Origin of the sequence: Streptomyces sp. NPDC093089 (assembly GCF_044754405.1) — a bacterium.
Taxonomy (GTDB): domain Bacteria; phylum Actinomycetota; class Actinomycetes; order Streptomycetales; family Streptomycetaceae; genus Streptomyces.
Window position 1 is genome coordinate 1 of record NZ_JBIVPA010000026.1, and the last position, 16532, is coordinate 16532.

Genomic DNA, 16532 nt, shown 5'->3' on the forward strand with positions numbered 1-16532 from the left:
GCCGGCATCTGGCACAACTGGACCACCGACGCCGCAGTCAAACGCTCACTGATCGCCTACGACCACTGAATACATCGGACTCATTCATCTAGGGGATGTGCGTACGCGGGACGAACGCCGGTCGCAGGGAAGGGTCCACCGGGTCGTAGTAGCGGTGGAACACCGGGGTCGCGGAGCCGGACACCGGTGGGACGATCCAGCTCCAGTCGGCGGGAGTGGCCCGGCCCAGGCGGCTCTCCCGGTCGATGTGCCGGAGGAAGCGCTCCGACTCGGTGTGGTGGTCGGCCATCGTCACCCCCGCCTCCTGGAAGGAGTGCAGCACCGCCACGTTGAGCTCGACGAGCGCCCGGTCCCGCCACAGCGTGCGCTCGCTCGACCGGTCCAGGCCCAGCCGGTCCGCGACCACCGGGAGCAGGTCGTAGCGCTCGGCGTCGGCGAGGTTGCGGGCGCCTATCTCCGTGCCCATGTACCAGCCGTTGAACGGTGCCGCCGGGTAGCGCACCCCGCCGATCTCCAGCGCCATGTCGCTGATCGCGGGCACCGCGTACCAGCGCAGGCCCAGGTCCGCGAACCACGCCTGGTCGGGGTGGGTGAGTGCGACCTCGTGCACGGCGTCGTCCGGGAGTTCGTACCACCGCGGCCGGTCGCCGGGACGCTCCTCGACCATCAGCGGCAGCACCTGGAACCGCTCCTCGCTCCGCTTCCAGCCCAGGCCGACCGCCCGCTCGGACAGCGGCGCCCCGCGCGGATCGCCGGTCCAGCGGCCGTCGGGCGCGCGGTGCCCGGCGTACCGGACCAGCTGGTCGTTGACGATCCGCGGCCCGGGACGGTCCGGCCGGTCCGGGGCGAAGACGGAGATCACCGGGCGGATCCGGCCGCCGTTGCCGGCCTGCCGCAGGTGGGCGAAGCAGTCGGCGGCGACGTCGTCGGCCGCCGTCACGTGCCGCAGGTCCCGCACCACCAGGCTCCGCCAGTACAGCCTGCCGATGCAGCGGGCCGCGTTCCGCCACGCGACCCGGGCTCCGAACGCCAGCTCCTCGGCGGTGTGTTCGTAGGTTCCGGTCAGGCCGATCTCGGACCGGACCGCACGCACCCTGAGCTCCACGTCGCCCGCGCCGGGCTGCTCGCGGTGGAACTGCCGGACGAACTCCTCCGCCTCCCGCAGGTCCGTCGGCACCGCCCCGGCCCGCCCCGACGGCCCCGCGCCCGCAGGCGCGGGGCCGTCGGGGCCGGGCGCGTACGGACAGGCGGCACTCGTGGGGGCAGGCTTCCGGCGGCGGCTCAGGCTGAAGATCAAGGTGTTCCCTCCCGGGCTCATGACTACCGCATGAACACACTCGGGCGCGGAGAGTAGGACGTTCTCCGCACGGGAGGGGAACCCCGCTGCTACGCTGCCGGACGCCTGCGGCCGTCAGGCCAGGACGACCGGGAGGTCGAACAGGTCGTTCTGCGTGACCACCGGCTTGTTCCGCAGCTCCTCGCGCGGCACGGCGAGCCGCAGCCCCGGGAAGCGCGCGTACAGGGCCGGCAGGGCCACCGAGGCCTCCAGCCGGGACAGGGCCGCGCCCGGGCAGACGTGCGGGCCGTGACCGAAGGAGATGTGACGGTTCGGCGCGCGGGTCACGTCGAACTCGCCCGCCGTCGGACCGTGCTGCTCCTCGTCCCGGCCGATCGCGCCGAACGACACGATCAGCGCGTCGCCCTTCGGCAGGATCCGGTCGCCCACCTCGATGTCCTCGGTGGCGAAGCGGATCAGCACGTGCGAGGTCGGCGTCGACCAGCGCAGCGTCTCCTCGATCACGTTCGCCCACGGCACCTCGCCGCCGAGCACCAGGGCGCGCTGCTCGGGGTGGGTCTCCAGGGCCACGACGGCGTTGACGATCAGGCTGATCGTCGTCTCGTGCCCGGCCGCCACCATCAGCTGGAGGGTGTTGGTGATCTCCTCCGTGGTGAGCCGGTCGCCGCCCTCCGACGCCTCGATCAGCGCGCTGGTCAGGTCGTCCCCGGGCTTCTCCGCCTTGCCCGCCACGATCCCCGCGAACAGGGCGCCGAGGTCCGCCATCATCTGCGGCACCTCCTCGGGCGGCGTCTGCGTCGAGAAGAACTTCTCGAACAGGGCCTTCATCCGCGGGTGGTCGGCCGCGTCGACGCCCATGAGTTCGCTCACCACGTTCATCGGCAGCGGGTACGCGAACTCCGCCTTCAGGTCCACGACCTCGCCCGCCGGGCGCTCCGCGAGCCGGTCCAGCATGCCCGTGGTCAGCGCCTCGATGCCCTCGCGCAGCCGCTCCACCCGACGCGCGGTCAGCGCCTGCGCGACCAGCGTGCGCAGCCGCCGGTGCTCGTCGCCGTCGACCGTCAGCATCGACTTGCCGGGGTTCGCCAGGCCGATCAGCGGCCAGTCCATCGGTATCTCGCCGTGCTGCCAGGCGCCCCAGACGTCGATGTCCTTGACCAGGCGGGCGTCGGTGAGCAGCCGCCGCGCCTCGGCGTGGTGGGTGACGGCCCAGCAGGCGACCCCGCCGGGCAGGACGACACGGGCCAGCGGGCCCGCCGCCCGCAGCCGGGCGCTCTCGCCGTCGAGGTCGGCGACGAACGGGTCCAGGGTGATGGCGTCGGTGCCGGACGCGGCGGCGTGGGCGTGCGGGCAGGTCATCCGAGTGCTCCAAGCGCGGGGGTCGGGGTGTACGTCACGGGAAGCGCGGTGAGGCCGCGCAGCCAGGGGGAGGGCCGCCGGGCGAGGTCGCCCTCGGCGACCGCGAGGTCCACGTCCGGCAGCCGGTCGAGCAGCACCTCGATGCCCGTCCTGGCGATGGTCTCGGCGACCTCCTGGGCGGGGAAGGGGCAGCGGTGCTCGCCGTGGCCGAAGGACAGGTAGGCGTTGTTGCCGCCGGTGAGCCGGCCCGAGTCGGCCCGCACGTGCGGGTCCCCGTTGGCGGCGGCCAGGCCGAGGATCAGCAGGTCGCCGCGGCCGATCCGGCGCCCGCCGAGGTGGGTGTCGCGGGAGGCCCACCGGCCGGCGACGTTCTGCGTGGGGGTGTCCTCCCACAGCACCTCGTTCATCGCCTCGCCGACGCTGTGCCGGCCCCCGGAGAGCGAGGCCGCGAACCGGTCGTCGGTGAGCATCAGCCGCAGCGAGTTGCCGATCCAGTCGGCCGTGGGCTGGTGGCCGGCGGCCATCATCACCATGAGGTCCTGCGCGACCTCCTCGACCGTGAACCCGGCGGTGTTGCCGAGCATCCGGGAGGCCACGTCGTCGCCCGGCGCCTCCGACTTCGCGGCGAGCAGGGCGAACATGGACCCGGCGAGGTGGCGCTGGCCCTCCAGTGCGCCCTCCTGACCGTTGATCATGTCGTTCATGGCGGTGACGAGCGCCGGGCCCTGCTCGTCGGGGAAGCCGTACACGCTGGCGAGGACGCGCACCGGCAGCAGCATCGCGTACTCGGCGATGATGTCGCAGGAGCCCTTGCCGCAGAGCGCGTCGATCAGCTCGTCGGCGAACCGCTCGGCCCGCTCCTTCAGGACGAACGGGTCGATGGCCTCCAGGGCGTCCGAGACGACGGCCGCCCGCTCGCGGTGCCGCTCGCCGACGGTGTAGAGGATGGACGGCTGCTTGCGGCCGATCATGGGCAGCAGGGGCCAGTCCGCCGGGATGGAGTCCCACTGGTTCCACAGCTCGGAGTCCCGGGAGAAGAGCACCGGGTCGCTGGTGACCTGGTGGAGCTCGCGGTAGCCGAGGACCAGCCAGGCGGGCACGTCGCCGTCGAGGACGACGGGGGCGACCGCTCCGTGCTCGCGCCGGATCTGCCGGTACAGCTCGTTGGGGTCGGTCTGGAACCGGGGCCCGCTCAGGGGGACGGGCGGGTGCTCGGGGAGGGTCACGGGGCGGGCTCCGGGATCGGCTGCGGGACCGGCCGCTCGGCCGGGGCGACGACGGTCCGCAGGTGCTCGACGAGCGCGATGAGGACCTGCTTGCTCGACTCCCGCGACCGGGCGTCGCAGAAGACCAGCGGGACCTCGTCGGCGAGGTCGAGGGCCCCGCGGATCTGGGCGGGGGTGTGGGCGGGTCCGCCGAAGTCGTTGCAGGCGACGACGAACGGCGTCCCGTGGTGTTCGAGCCGGTCGATGGCGTACCAGGAGTCGGCGAGCCGGCGGGTGTCCACGAGCACGACCGCGCCGAGCGTCCCGGAGAACAGCCGGTCCCAGAGGAACCAGAACCGCTCCTGGCCGGGCGCCCCGAACAGGTACAGGACGTTGTGGGCGTCGAGCGAGATCCGGCCGAAGTCGAAGGCCACCGTCGTGGCCGACTTCGCGGCGACGCCGGCGGTGTCGTCGACGCCCTCGCCGGCCTGGGTCATCGTCTCCTCGGTGTTCAGCGGACGGATCTCGCTGACCGAGCGGACCAGGGTGGTCTTGCCGACTCCGAAACCGCCGACGACGACGATCTTGAGCCCGTTGTCGGCGGTGCTGCGCAGGGTCTGGCGCTGTTCAGAGGTTACGGAGTCCAACGAGCACCTGCTCCAGGATGTCGTGATCGGGAAGGCGGTACGCCGTGCGGGGGTGACGGGCGCTGATCCGGCCGGTGTCGTGCAGGTCGGCCAGGAGGATCCGCGTGATCGACACCGGCAGGCCGAGCCCGGCCGCGACCTCCACCACCGCCGTCGGGAGACGGCACATGCGCAGGATCGCCGCGTGCTCGGACTGCATGCCGGGCACCGGGTCGCTCTCGGAGACCACCAGGGTCACCAGGTCGAAGGCGTCGGAACCGGCGTGGCTGCGGCCGCCGGTCAGGGTGTAGAGGCGGTCGGGGGAGTCGTCCCGGCCCGGCCTGCCGCGGCTCATCCCCGGGGCCTCGCGACCAGGTGTTCGCCCAACTGCTCCACCAGCTCGGACATGTTGTGGCCGACGAGGCCGGCGTCGGCGTCCTCGTCGGCGACGACCGCGAGGTGCGCCCCCTCGCCGGCCTCCACGATGAACAGGATGCCGCCGTAGAACTCGGCGATGGCGGAGCGCACCCCGCCCGTGCCGTCGCCGAACTCCACGGAGGCACCGTGCGACAGGCTCTGGATGCCGGCGGCTATCGCGGCGAGCTGGTCGGCCTGGTCGACGGAGAGCTCGGGGGTGCGGCAGAGCTTCAGCCCGTCGCGGGACAGCACCAGGGCGTGCCGGGTGCCCGGGGTGCGTTCCAGCAGGCCCTCCAGGAGCCAGCTGAGCTTCTCGTCGGTGGTGGAGCCGGTCATTACGGGGTGCCTTCCGGGTACGGGGGGTTCGAGGACGGCGACGGCGTCCGGGGGGCGGACGCCGGGCCGGCCGGATCGGACGGTACGGCGGGGGTGCCGGGGCGGTCTTCGGGTACGGACGCGGCGGGGGCGGCCGGGGCCTGCGGGGCGGGCGCGGCGGCGGGGGAGTGCTTGGTGTCCGCCGGCCCGGTCGTCCCGGCTCCGGCGTCGCCTCGCGGTTCGTCGGCCGACGGATCGGCGGCCGACGGGTCGGCGGAGGCGCCGCGGACCGCTCGGCGGAAGGTGCCGAACCGGTTCGCCGCGCCGGCGGCCGCGCCGGTGCGCGGGCCCTCGGAGGGTGCGCCCGCGGCGGTTTCGGGGCCTTGGGGGTGGGCGGCGGCCATGGCCCGGCCGCGTCGGCGCTGCGGCAGTCCGCTCTCGCCGAACTGCGGGTGCTCGCCGGTGCTTTCGGCCGTGCTGTCGTGCACGGTCTCGGGCTCGGGGACCGGAGCGGTCGCCGGCGGCGGGACGACCGCCGCGGGTGCGGGGGCGGCCAGGGCGCGGCCCGAGACGGGCGGCAGCGGGTCGGCGGCGGCGGCCGGTTCTGCGGGCGCGTGGCTGATGAGTTCCTGGGGCAGCATGAGGAGGGCGCCGGTGCCGCCGCGCGCGGAGGGGCGGAAGGACACGGTCAGGCCGTGCTTGCGGGCGAGGCGGCCGACGACCGCGAGGCCGAGGCGGGTGCCGGAGAGGCCGGCCAGGTCCTGCGGGGCGGACCCGACGGCAGCTTCCGCGCGGCGCTGCTGGACGTCGCTCATGACCAGGCCGCTGTCCTCGACGGCGATGATGACGCCGGCGGGGACCTCCTCCACGTAGACGTGCACCTCGGCGGTGGGCGGCGAGAAGTTCGCCGCGTTGTCCATGAGTTCGGCCAGCGCGTGCATGACGCCCTCGGCCGCGTGGCCGGCGACGGCCGCGTCGCTGCTGGAGTGCAGCCGCACCCGCTGGTAGCCGCTGATCCGGCCCATGGCGCCGCGCAGGATCGACTCCATGCCGATCGGGCGGGCCCAGCGGCGGCCGGACCTGGCCCCGCTGAGCACGGCGACGGAGTCGGCGAGCCGCCCTGCCTGCGCGGTGCGGTGGTCGAGGTGCAGGAGGTCGGTCAGGACGTCCTCGTCGGCGTGCCGGTTCTCCATCTCCCGCAGGTCGGCGAGCATGCTCGTGGCGAGCGCCTGCATGCGGCCGGCGGCGTTGGCCGCCGCGGCCATGGCGGCGGACCGGCCGGACTCGGCGCGGCGGAGCCGGGTTTCCAGGAGCGCGGTGCCCGCGGCGTTGTCCCGGGCGAGTGCGGCGACCTCGGCCGCGTGGGCCCGGAGGAGCTCCTCGGTCCGTGCCGCGTGGGCCGCTTCGGCGGCCGCGGTATCCGCCGTCCGCCGTTCCTCCAGGGCGGCCGCCTCGTACTCGGCGGCGGCCGTGACCCGGGTGACGTGGGCGTCCTTGGCGGCGATCTCGGCGGCGAGGGTCTCGGCCCGCCGGCTCAGCGCGCGCGAGGTCCGCCCGTACCAGGTCACGGCGTAGGCCGCGGCCGAGAGCAGCAGGATGCCGCAGGCGCCGAGCCAGCCCAGCGGGGTGCGGACATCGCCCGGTGCCGCGGCGACGGCCGCGGCGGCGAGCGCGCCACCCGCGGCGGCGGTCAGCAGCGAGGCGATCAGGGCAGGGCGGAAGGGGGTGGGTGACGCCGACATCGACCAGACTCTCGGGAGCGGGCACGCGGGGGAAGGGAGTCGCAACGACGGCACTATAGATCCGTTGTTGATCAGTTTGGAACTCTCCTGATCGTATCGGCGTCCACATCTGGGCATACTTTTCCGCCATTGCGTCCAGAAGGTCCAGACTTGCCGACCCCCCAGGAAGTACCTTTCGGTAACCACTTCCTGAGGCCCCGTCGACCGGGCGACACGACTACCCGGCCCGGCGCGGCTCCGGCCGGGCCTTCAGCCGGTGGAGGGTGAAACCGTGCGCCTCGGGGTCCAGCGGCCTGGTGGCCGCTTTGAAGAGGTACTCGGCCCGCGCGTACGACAACCGGCGGCGGCCCGTCTCCGGACAGAGGTCCTCCGGCGCCGGGACACGGCCCGGTCCGGGGCGCCGCTCGGACAGGAACACCGGCCCCCGCGTCCGCCCGGCGAGGAGCCCGGGCAGGAGCAGGGCGGTGCCGGACCGCCAGGTCACCCAGGCACTGCCCGCACGGCCCCTGCGGTCGTCCAGGTCCAGGTCCTCCACGTCCAGCGACAGCACCGCCGTCACGCCCGCGCCCGACTCGTGGAGCAGCCGCCACAGCGTCCTTTCGCGGAGCGGCACGTCCGGGTCGCCCCACAAGGCGTCGAGCTGCGCGGAGCTCAGCGGCACCGCGCGGGCGCGCGTCTCGGGCCGGCGCTCCAGCTCCGCGGCGAGGTCGCCCAGGGACGCCCAGGCGCCGAAGGAACGGACGGCCGAGCGGTGCCGGTTCCAGGTGCGGGCCGCCGCCCCGCCCCAGGCCGTCGCGAACACCCCCGCCACCTGCCCGGCCGTCAGGGAGTCCAGCGGCTGCCGCTCGCCGAGCGCCAGGCACAGGCGCCGGAGGGTCTGCCCGTACGAGTGGACCGTCGCCGCGTCGAGCTCGTCGCGGCCCAGGAAGGCGCGGGCGGCACCGCCGAGGGTCGGTCCGCCCGGTCCGGCGTCGGGGAACGCGTCCGCGCGCCGGAGCAGAAAGGCGCGCTCCGCCTCGTTCCGGGTCAGGGCCGCCGCCCGGTGCAGCTCCGTCCGCGCCTCCTGGTGCCGCCCCAGACGCGCCAGCAGATCACCGCGCACACTGGGCAGGAGGTGGTAGTCGCGCAGCGCGGGATCGGCGAGCAGGCCGTCGACGACGTCGAGCCCCGCCTGCGGCCCGTACGCCATCCCGAGCGCCACCGCCCGGTTGAGCCGGACGACCGGCGTCGGGAGCAGCCGGACCAGCGCCTCGTACAGGGAGGCGATCCTGGCCCAGTCGGTCTCCTCGGCGGTCCGCGCCTGGGCGTGGCAGACGGCGACGGCAGCCTGGAGCACGTACACGCCGGGCGTGCCGCCGGCCTCGCGCGCCCGCAGCATCGCCGTGAACCCGCGGCGGACGAGCAGCGGGTCCCAGCGCCCGCGGTTCTGCTCGTGCAGCGGGACGGGCTCGCCGGACGGCCCGGTGCGCGCGGCCGAGCGGGACGCCTGGATCTCCATGAGCGCGACCAGGCCGTGCACCTCCGCCTCCTGCGGCGCGAGCTCCGCGAGGAGGCGGCCGAGCCGCAGCGCCTCCAGGCAGAGCCCGGGGCGCATCAGGTCGTCGCCCGAGGTCGCCGCATAGCCCTCGTTGAAGACCAGGTAGACGACCTCGAGGACCGACCTGAGGCGTCCGGCGAGCTCCGCGCCCTCCGGCAGGTCGAACGCCACCCCGGCCTCGGCCAGCGTCCGCTTCGCCCCGGCGATGCGCCGGGTGACCTCCCCGCCGGTCACGAGGAACGCCCGGGCGATCTCCTCGACCGTCAGGCCGCCGAGCAGCCGGAGCGTGAGCGCCGCCCGCGCTTCCGTCGACAGGACGGGGTGGCAGGAGACGAGCATCAGGCGCAGGACGTCGTCCTGTTCGGGCTCCCCCCGCCGCTCCAGCTCGTGGGCGAGCTCCTCCTGTTTGCGCGTCAGCCGCCGGGAGCGCCGGATGTGGTCGACCGCCCGCCGCCTCGCGGTGGTCGTCAGCCACGCGCCGGGGTTGTCGGGGATCCCCGAGACGGGCCACTGCTCCAGGGCGGCGACGAGCGCGTCCTGCGCCAGCTCCTCGGCGAGGCCGACATCGCGCACCAGCCGGGTGAGCCCGGCGATGATCTTGGCCGACTCCAGTTTCCAGACCGCGTCGATCGTGCGATGGGCGTTCACCACAGGCACGATGACAGCACCCGCCCCGGCTCGCACGCAAGCCGGGACGGGTGCTCCTCCCTGGTCAGGGCCCGGAGGGCGCCCCGCCCGAACGGCGGTACGCCCTCTCGGCGGTGACGGTCGCTCAAGGGCCGAAGACCTCCTGGACGACGCTCACGCCGTCGCCGACGATCCGGCGGAAACGCCGCGCCAGCTCGATCGCCTCCTCCCTGGAACGGACCTCGATCAGCGCGAAGCCGACCACGGCCTCCTTCGCCTCGGCGAACGGCCCGTCCGTCACCGTGATCTCGTCGCCGGCGGAGGACACCAGGACGCCTCCCGGCTCCAGGCCCCCGGTGGCGAGCAGGACGCCGGACGCCGTCAGCTCCTCGATGAACCGGCCCATCTCGGCGTACAGGGCCTCGTCGGGGGCGGTGTCGGACGGCTTGGTCGTCATCAGGTAGCGCATGGGTTTCTCGTCTCCTCGTCGTACGGATGCGTGGGGCGCGGACGCGCGCGGTGCGGATGCCGCTTCGTGTCGATGTGCGCGGCGCCGGTCCGCTCGGAGCGGGGGTGCGCCGTGCGGTGGTTCCGCCCGTACGTCGATCAGCGACATGTGACAGGGAATGCGCTGCGTTCCCTGTCACATCGCCGGATCGACGTGTCAGCGAGAACCCGGACAGGACGACACCGAGAGGCCCGCCATGACCACGCTCCACAGCCCCACCGCCACCGCCGCCGTCCCCGCCGCCGCCGTCCCCGCACGGCCCGGCACGCGGGCCCTCCTCGCCTGCGTGGCCGTCGCCTCTCCGCTGTGGGCGGCGGTGTCCCTGATCCAGGCCGCCACCCGCGAGGGCTTCGACCTCACCCGCCACCCGCTGAGCGCCCTGAGCAACGGCTCGCTCGGCTGGCTCCAGATCGCGAACTTCCTGGTCGCCGGGGTCCTGCTCACCGTCGGTGCGACCGGCCTGCGCAGGGCCCTGCACGGCACCGCGGGCGGCACCTGGGCCCCGCGGCTGGTGCGGATCGCCGGCCTCGGCATGATCGCCGCCGGCCTGTTCGTCATGGACCCGGCCGACGGCTTCCCCGTGGGCACCCCCTACGGACCGCCCGCCACCCTCACCTGGCACAGCTACGCCCACTTCGCCGCCGGGTCGGTCACCTTCACCTCGCTGATCGCCGCCTGCTACGTCCTCGGCCGGCACTTCCACCGTGCCGGCGACCGCGGCTACACGATCGCCTCCCGCGCCGCCGGGACCGCCCTCCTGCTCGGCAACGGCTGGGCGATGAGCGGCGGCGAGGCCGGCACCCTCACCCTGGCCGTCGGCGCCGTCGGCGCGCTCCTCCTGGTCGCCGCGGTGGCCGCCCGCCACCGCCGCGGCCACTGAACGGCCCGTCCCGCGGACCACGGCCGCGGACCGCACCGGCGGTCCGCGGCCGTCGTCCGTTCGCGGGATGCACCGCGGTGAGGGAGGCTCGGGGGAGTGCATCCCGGCGGGAGGGGCGAGTGGACGAGGAAGAGTCTCTGGTCACGATCGGCGGAAACGGGTGGGGAGAGGCGTTCCTGAGGGCTGTCTTCACCCAGCCCCAGGTGGGACTCCACGTGCTGGACCGGGACCTGCGCGTGATCAAGGTGAACAAGGTCGCCGCCGGGCTGCGCGGCAACCCGGCCGAACGCGTCGTCGGACGTCCGGCGGCCGAGGCCTACGCCCTCTACGGGATCGCGTACGACGAGACCGTGCTCCGCGACGTCCTCGCCACCGGCCGTTCGGCGACCGACTTCCTGGTGACCGGCCGGCCGACCGGCGACGCCCACCGGCGTTCCGTCTTCTCCGTCTCCGTCCACCGCCTGGACGACGCCGACGGACACGCGCTCGGCCTGGTCGTCACGAGCACCGACGTCACCGACCGCGAACGCGCCCGCGCCCGGCTCGGCCTGCTGCACGACGCGCACGAGCGGATAGGCACCGGCCTCGACGTGGAGCGCACCGCCCGCGAACTGGTCCAGGTGACCCTGCCCGGGTTCGCGGACTCCGTGGTCGTCGCCCTGACCGACGCCGTCCTCAGGGGGGAGGACCCCGCCCTGGAGTCCGCCGACACGGCCCCGCTGCTCCGCTGCGCCGCCGCCGGCCGGACGGAGGCGGGCCCGCCCGTACCCGACGTCGGCCCGGTCCTGCTGCCGGGCATCTTCGGCGACACGCTGCCGGAGGCCGCGACCCTGCTGCCCGCCGAGGCCGCGGACGGCCGCCGCCCCCAGGCCGTTCTCGTGGCACCACTGAAGGCGCACGGGCAGGTGCTCGGCGCCGTCGCCTTCCACCGCGCCGACACCGCCGAACCGTACGGCCCCGACGACGTCGTGCTCGCCGACGCCATCGCGGCCCGCACGGCGACCTGCCTGGAGAACGCGCTCCGCTTCACCCGCGAGCACGTCGTGATGTACGCGCTGCAGGGCTGGCCGCTGCGCCAGCACGAGGCCACCCAGCGGGCCGTCGACGTCGCCCAGCGGCACCGCCCCGGCGGCACCGGCGCCGGATCCTGGTACGACGTGATCCCGCTGCCCGGAGCGCGGGTGGCCCTGGTCGCCGGCCAGGTCGAGAACCCGGGGCTGAGCGCGGTCGCCACCATGAGCCGGCTGCGCACCGCCGTCCACAGCCTCAGCACCCTCGACCTCGACCCGCACGAACTCCTGGCCCGGCTGCACACCACCACACGCCGGCTCTCCGGCGAGCAGGGCGACGCCCCCGGGGCCGACGAGCCGACCGCGAGCTGCACGATCGCCGTGTACGACCCCGCCGTCGGCCGCCTCGACGTCGCCCGCGCGGGCACCTCCCTCTTCGCCGTCGTGCGCCCCGACGGGTCGGTCGACGACCGGCCCGTCGAGGACGGGCCCCTGCTCGGCGCCGAGGGCCCGCCGTTCGCCTGCGCGACCCACGAGCTCCCCGAGGGCAGCACGCTCTGCCTGGCCTCCGCACCCCCGCCCGGCGACGAGGGCGCCCGACCGGACGGGATCATGGCCGCGCTCTCCCGGCCCGACCGCGACCCGGAAGCGATGGCCGACGACGTGGAACGGCTCCTCGCCCCCGACCGCGTCCTCCTGCTCGCCCGCACCCGCCGGCTGTCTCCGGACGAACTGGCCGAGTGGGACATCCCCTTCGACTTCGAGGCGGTCGGCACCGCCCGGAACCTCGTCGAGGACCGCGTCGCCGTGTGGGACCTCCCGCTCGACCCCTTCGCGGTGACGCTCGTCGCCAGCGAACTCGTCACCAACGCCATCCGCTACGGCGAGGCCCCGATCACCCTCCGCCTGCTCAGGGACGGCGCCGGCGTCATCTGCGAGGTGAGCGACGCCGGCCAGGCCGCCCCGCACCTGCGCCACGCGAAGGCCGTCGACGAGGGCGGCCGCGGGCTCCTCATCTGCGCCTCCATCGCCGACGACTGGGGAGTGCGCTACATCGACGACCGCAAGACCGTCTGGGCGGAGATCGGCACGAAGGGGCCCGCCAGGAGCTGACGAGCACCGCCCACGACGACCGCCGCCGACCGCCTACGCGGCCTACGAGGAGGAGGCGGCCGCGTTGCGCCAGACCGTCACGTCGATCGTCATGTACGTACTGGGCGAGTCCTCGGGGGACAGGCCCTTGACCGTGACCAGGCCCAGATGGCCCGAACCGGTCGTGACGCAGACCTGACGGCCCGTGGCCAGCTTGTTCACGTGGATGTTCTCGGCGAACCGCGTCTCCGCCCGGCACGTGGCGAGGGAACCCTCCTGCCCCGGGTCGAGCAGCACCAGACCGCCCCCGCTGCTCTCGGCGTCCAGGTACCCGCCGGTGTCGTACGAGAGCTCGTACCCGCCGTCCTCGCCCGCCTGCGGACGCACCGTGTCGTCCCGGAGGGTCAGGTGGTATCCGGCGGTCAGGTTGATCGCCTTGAAGTCGGAGGGCTTCGGCTCGGGCTTCGACGACGGCTTCGCCCCGGACGTCGCCCCCGTCGAGCCGCCGCCGTTCGCGCTCCCGCCGTTCCGGCCGCTCGGCTCGCCGCCGCCGTCCGCCGTCGACCGCCCCTTGTCGTCGTCCTTGAGCACGACGTACGCCGTGAGGCTGCCCGCCACGGCGAAGGCCACCGCGGCGGCGACGGCCACGAGCAGGCCGCGCCCGGCCGGAGCGCGCTGTGCGCCGGGGGCGCCCGGCACCGGGTGGGCGGCCTGTGCGTACGCCTGCGGGTGCGGCGGAGCCGGTGTCCGGGCCGGTCCCTGCGTCGGAGCGTAGGCGGCGTGGGACGGCGCGGTGTGGGGGCGGGCGTCGTGTACGGCCCCGGCGGGGGCTGGTGCCCGGCCGGAGGACCGAACCCGGCGGGAGGGCCGGCCGGCGGGGCGGCCGACGAGGCCGGAGCCGTGGGGGAGTAGGCCGCGCCGGGACCGGAGGGCGCCGTCGGCGGGTAGCCCGGGGCGGGTCCGGCCGGCGCGGTGGGGGAGTAGCCCGGGGCGGGCCCGGGTCCGGGGGCGCCGGTCGGCGGGGGCGGTGCCTGGCCGAGCGCGAAGATGTCCGTCGCCGGTGTGACCCTGCTGCCCGCGGCCTGTTCGGGAGCCATGAACGACGGGGTGCCGATGGTGGCGCCGCTGCCGGTGAGCGAGGTCGCGTCGGCCGCGTGCGCGATGCCGAAGCGGTCGGCCGGGCGGTGAATCCGTGCCGCCGGCCATGGTTCGCGGTGATCCGCCGCGTGGATCGGCGGCCTCAACTATGTTACTCGCGTGGACCAGTTGATCACCGAAGATCCGACGCACATCGGCCCGTACCGCCTCATCGCCCGCCTGGGCGAGGGGGGGATGGGACTGGTGTACCTCGGGCGGTCGGAAGCCGGCCGGACGGTCGCGGTGAAGGTGGTGCAGGCCGAGCACGCCCAACACCCCGAATTCCGGCAGCGGTTCGCCCGCGAGGTCGCGGCCGCCCGACGGGTGGGCGGAGACTGGACGGCCGCTGTCCTCGACGCCGACACCGAGGCGCCGGTGCCCTGGGTGGCGACCCAGTACATCCCCGGACCCGATCTGAAGACCGTCGTCGCCCGGGACTTCGGGCCGCTGCCCGAGCACTCGGTCCGCACCCTCGCCCACCGCCTGGCCGCGGCCCTCCGGTCCGTGCACGGCGCGGGCCTCATCCACCGCGACCTGAAGCCGTCCAACGTGCTGGTGACCGTGGACGGGCCGCGCGTCATCGACTTCGGCATCGCCCGCGCGATGGACGGCCTGGGCGGGGACAGCCTGCGCACCCGCACCGGGATGCTGATCGGCTCGCCCGGCTTCATGTCGCCCGAGCAGGTGCGCGGCCTCGAACTCACCCCGGCCAGCGACGTGTTCTGCCTGGGCGCCGTCCTCGTCTACGCCGCCACGGGCCGAATGCTCTTCGGCGCCACGGACGCCGGTCTCCACGCGCACCTGTTCCGGATCGCCGAGGAGGAGCCCGACCTCACCGGCGTGCCGGACTCGCTCCTCGACCTCGTCCGCGAGTGCCTGGACAAGGACCCGGCGCGGCGGCCCACCCCCGCCGACGTCGCCGCGCGGACGGCCACCGACCGGGCCGAGGAATGGCTCCCCGGCTCCGTCCTCGCCCAACTCGGACGCCATGCAGCGGAGTTGCTCGACTTCGCGCCCGAGGCCCGGGTCGCGCAGCCGACGGACCCGCGGATTCCGTCCCAGGCCCGGACGGTCCCGCAGCCGCCCCCGCAGCCTCCCGCGTACCCGCCGACGACGCCGTTCGGCCACGCGCCGACGCCGGGATTCGGGCCGGCCGGCTGGTCCCCGCTCGCGGCACCGGGCGCCTCCCCGAAGTGGTGGCGGGGACTCGCCGCGGCCCTGCTGGCACAACTCCTGGTGGCGATCGGCTCGTCGGCGATGTTCGCGGCACTGCCGGACGCGACGAGGGACCTGGGCGTCGGCGCCGACGACCTGCAGACGATGCTCGCCGCCCAGGGGCTGGCCTTCGGGGCGCTGCTGCTGCTCGGCGGGCACGTCACCGACCTCCTCGGCCGCAAGAGGACGCTGACCGCCGGCCTCGCGGGGTGCGCCGCGGCCTCCGTCGTCGGCGGCGCGGCGTCCGCCACCGCGCTGCTCGTCGCGGCGCAGGTCCTCCAGGGCGCGAGCGCCGCGCTGGTCTCCACCGCCGCCCTCGCCCTGGTCGCCGGAGGCTTCGGCGACCCGGGGGAACGCGGCAAGGCCTTCGGGCTCTATGCGGCCCTGGCGGGCGGCGGCCTCGCGATCGGCGAGTACACGGGCGGCTGGCTGACCGAGAACTACGGCTGGCGCTGGTGCTTCTACGTCATCGTGCCGCTCGCCGCCCTGACAGCCGCCGTGGCGGGCAGCCTCCCCGACGACCGGTGGGCCCGCGCCTCCGTCCGCTTCGACGTGCCGGGCACACTGCTGGGCACCGGAGCGCTCGCCGCCCTCGGCTTCGGCCTCATGGCGGGCGACGGCCCGTCCGGCTCGGGCCGGACGGGCTGGACCGAGCCGCTGACGCTGCTCCTGCTGGCGGCCGGAGCGGTCTTGCTCGCGGTCTTCGTCCGGTGGCAGACCCGGTCGGGCGACCCGCTCGTCCCGCCGCAGGTGTTCCAGGACCGGCGGCGCCTCGCCTCGCTGCTCGCCCTGCTCATCGCGGGCACGGGCTCCTCGGCCGTGGTCCTGGTCCTGTACCGCTTCCTGAGAGGCGCCTACTACTACTTTCCGCTCGACGTCGGCCAGGCGCTGCTGCCGATGGCGGCCGCCCTTCTGATCGTCTCCACCCAGGTCTCCGCCCGCCTCCAGCACCGGGTCGCGCCCGGCCTCCTGATCGGTCCCGGCCTGCTCCTCGCCGCGGTCGGCACGGCCCTGCTGACCCGTCTGGACATGGAAGGCTCTTACTCCGGCCTGGTCCTGCCCCCGCTCCTCCTCATCGGCACCGGCCTCGGCCTCGCGCTCTCCCCCCTCATCGCCACCGCGACCGGCACGGCCTTCGCGCGCAACCCCGGCGGAACCGCCGCGGTCGTCCTCACGGCCCAGCACCTCGGCGGACTCCTCGCCACGCCACTGGTCGGCACCCTCCTCGCCACGGTGATCTCCGACCGGCTGAGCGGTGTCCCGGGCATCCCGGAGAACCTGCGGACATCGCTCGAAAGCGGCGTGCTGCTCGACGCGTTCGACTTCCCGGACTCCCTCATGGACCTCGCCACCAGCACCCAGGCGGCGGTTCTCGCCGGCTACTCCGCCACCCTGTGGTGCGCGGCCGGCCTCCTGCTCCTCGCCGGCCTGGTCGGCGGCCTGCTGGTCACCTCGAAGGAGCCCGGGCACTGACCCATCGCTTCGGAACGAACCGGCGAGGCGGTCGAGCCGTTCCTGAACGGAGTGCGGATCCCGCTCCAGGCCGTTCGCCAGGTCCGCACGGA

Annotated in this window: 14 protein-coding genes; 4 read left to right on the plus strand and 10 right to left on the minus strand. The window is 74.8% G+C overall.

Features of this window, described 5'->3' with window-relative positions:
• Nucleotides 1–88 precede the first annotated feature (88 nt).
• From ACIQFX_RS38195 to ACIQFX_RS38235, 9 genes are all read right to left on the minus strand, one after another.
• The gene (locus tag ACIQFX_RS38195; protein WP_402472999.1) at nt 89–1318 is read right to left on the minus strand and encodes a nitric oxide synthase oxygenase; all 1230 of its coding nucleotides are present in this window, start codon (nt 1316–1318) and stop codon (nt 89–91) included.
• Nucleotides 1319–1411: 93 nt separating this feature from the next.
• Nucleotides 1412–2656, minus strand: coding sequence for a cytochrome P450 (locus ACIQFX_RS38200; protein WP_402473001.1), 1245 nt, complete (start codon nt 2654–2656; stop codon nt 1412–1414).
• The gene (locus ACIQFX_RS38205) at nt 2653–3882 is read right to left on the minus strand and encodes a cytochrome P450 (RefSeq protein WP_402473003.1); all 1230 of its coding nucleotides are present in this window, start codon (nt 3880–3882) and stop codon (nt 2653–2655) included. Before ACIQFX_RS38205 ends, ACIQFX_RS38200 begins: the two co-directional genes overlap by 4 nt.
• Nucleotides 3879–4508, minus strand: coding sequence for a GTP-binding protein (locus ACIQFX_RS38210; protein WP_402473005.1), 630 nt, complete (start codon nt 4506–4508; stop codon nt 3879–3881). Before ACIQFX_RS38210 ends, ACIQFX_RS38205 begins: the two co-directional genes overlap by 4 nt.
• Nucleotides 4489–4842, minus strand: coding sequence for a DUF742 domain-containing protein (locus ACIQFX_RS38215; protein WP_402473008.1), 354 nt, complete (start codon nt 4840–4842; stop codon nt 4489–4491). The genes ACIQFX_RS38210 and ACIQFX_RS38215 overlap by 20 nt, the downstream gene beginning before the upstream one ends.
• Nucleotides 4839–5240, minus strand: coding sequence for a roadblock/LC7 domain-containing protein (locus ACIQFX_RS38220; protein WP_017236514.1), 402 nt, complete (start codon nt 5238–5240; stop codon nt 4839–4841). The genes ACIQFX_RS38215 and ACIQFX_RS38220 overlap by 4 nt, the downstream gene beginning before the upstream one ends.
• Nucleotides 5240–6961, minus strand: coding sequence for a sensor histidine kinase (locus tag ACIQFX_RS38225; protein WP_402473010.1), 1722 nt, complete (start codon nt 6959–6961; stop codon nt 5240–5242). The genes ACIQFX_RS38220 and ACIQFX_RS38225 overlap by 1 nt, the downstream gene beginning before the upstream one ends.
• A gap of 217 nt (nt 6962–7178) precedes the next feature.
• Nucleotides 7179–9146, minus strand: a complete 1968-nt coding sequence (locus ACIQFX_RS38230) for a sigma-70 family RNA polymerase sigma factor (RefSeq protein ID WP_402473012.1) — start codon at nt 9144–9146, stop codon at nt 7179–7181.
• A gap of 124 nt (nt 9147–9270) precedes the next feature.
• Nucleotides 9271–9594, minus strand: coding sequence for a YciI family protein (locus tag ACIQFX_RS38235; protein ID WP_402473015.1), 324 nt, complete (start codon nt 9592–9594; stop codon nt 9271–9273).
• Nucleotides 9595–9829: 235 nt separating this feature from the next.
• Between ACIQFX_RS38235 and ACIQFX_RS38240 the strand changes: the two genes are divergently transcribed.
• Together ACIQFX_RS38240 and ACIQFX_RS38245 are read left to right on the plus strand one after the other, a co-directional pair.
• Nucleotides 9830–10513 (plus strand): DUF998 domain-containing protein, encoded by a 684-nt coding sequence (locus ACIQFX_RS38240; protein WP_402473017.1) that lies wholly within the window; start codon nt 9830–9832, stop codon nt 10511–10513.
• A 119-nt stretch (nt 10514–10632) separates the two neighbouring features.
• A complete protein-coding gene (locus tag ACIQFX_RS38245) occupies nt 10633–12636 on the plus strand; it encodes a SpoIIE family protein phosphatase (protein WP_402473019.1) in 2004 nt (667 codons plus the stop codon).
• A gap of 42 nt (nt 12637–12678) precedes the next feature.
• On the opposite strand, the gene ACIQFX_RS38250 is transcribed toward ACIQFX_RS38245, so the two are convergent.
• A complete protein-coding gene (locus tag ACIQFX_RS38250; protein ID WP_402473020.1) occupies nt 12679–13314 on the minus strand; it encodes a hypothetical protein in 636 nt (211 codons plus the stop codon).
• Nucleotides 13315–13662: 348 nt separating this feature from the next.
• On the opposite strand from ACIQFX_RS38250, the gene ACIQFX_RS38255 reads away from it, so the two are divergent.
• A complete protein-coding gene (locus tag ACIQFX_RS38255; protein ID WP_402473022.1) occupies nt 13663–13803 on the plus strand; it encodes a hypothetical protein in 141 nt (46 codons plus the stop codon).
• A 69-nt stretch (nt 13804–13872) separates the two neighbouring features.
• On the plus strand, nt 13873–16440 hold the full coding sequence (locus ACIQFX_RS38260; RefSeq protein WP_402473023.1) for a bifunctional serine/threonine protein kinase/MFS transporter: 2568 nt from the start codon (nt 13873–13875) through the stop codon (nt 16438–16440).
• Nucleotides 16441–16532 lie beyond the last annotated feature (92 nt).

Excerpts from the sequence above, each read along its gene's own strand:
- ACIQFX_RS38195 (WP_402472999.1), bottom strand. The coding sequence starts at position 1,318 with ATGAGCCCGGGAGGGAACACCTTGATCTTCAGCCTGAGCCGCCGCCGG.
- ACIQFX_RS38200 (WP_402473001.1), bottom strand. The coding sequence starts at position 2,656 with ATGACCTGCCCGCACGCCCACGCCGCCGCGTCCGGCACCGACGCCATC.
- ACIQFX_RS38215 (WP_402473008.1), bottom strand. The coding sequence starts at position 4,842 with ATGAGCCGCGGCAGGCCGGGCCGGGACGACTCCCCCGACCGCCTCTAC.
- ACIQFX_RS38220 (WP_017236514.1), bottom strand. The coding sequence starts at position 5,240 with ATGACCGGCTCCACCACCGACGAGAAGCTCAGCTGGCTCCTGGAGGGC.
- ACIQFX_RS38225 (WP_402473010.1), bottom strand. The coding sequence starts at position 6,961 with ATGTCGGCGTCACCCACCCCCTTCCGCCCTGCCCTGATCGCCTCGCTG.
- ACIQFX_RS38235 (WP_402473015.1), bottom strand. The coding sequence starts at position 9,594 with ATGCGCTACCTGATGACGACCAAGCCGTCCGACACCGCCCCCGACGAG.
- ACIQFX_RS38240 (WP_402473017.1), top strand. The coding sequence starts at position 9,830 with ATGACCACGCTCCACAGCCCCACCGCCACCGCCGCCGTCCCCGCCGCC.
- ACIQFX_RS38255 (WP_402473022.1), top strand. The coding sequence starts at position 13,663 with ATGTCCGTCGCCGGTGTGACCCTGCTGCCCGCGGCCTGTTCGGGAGCC.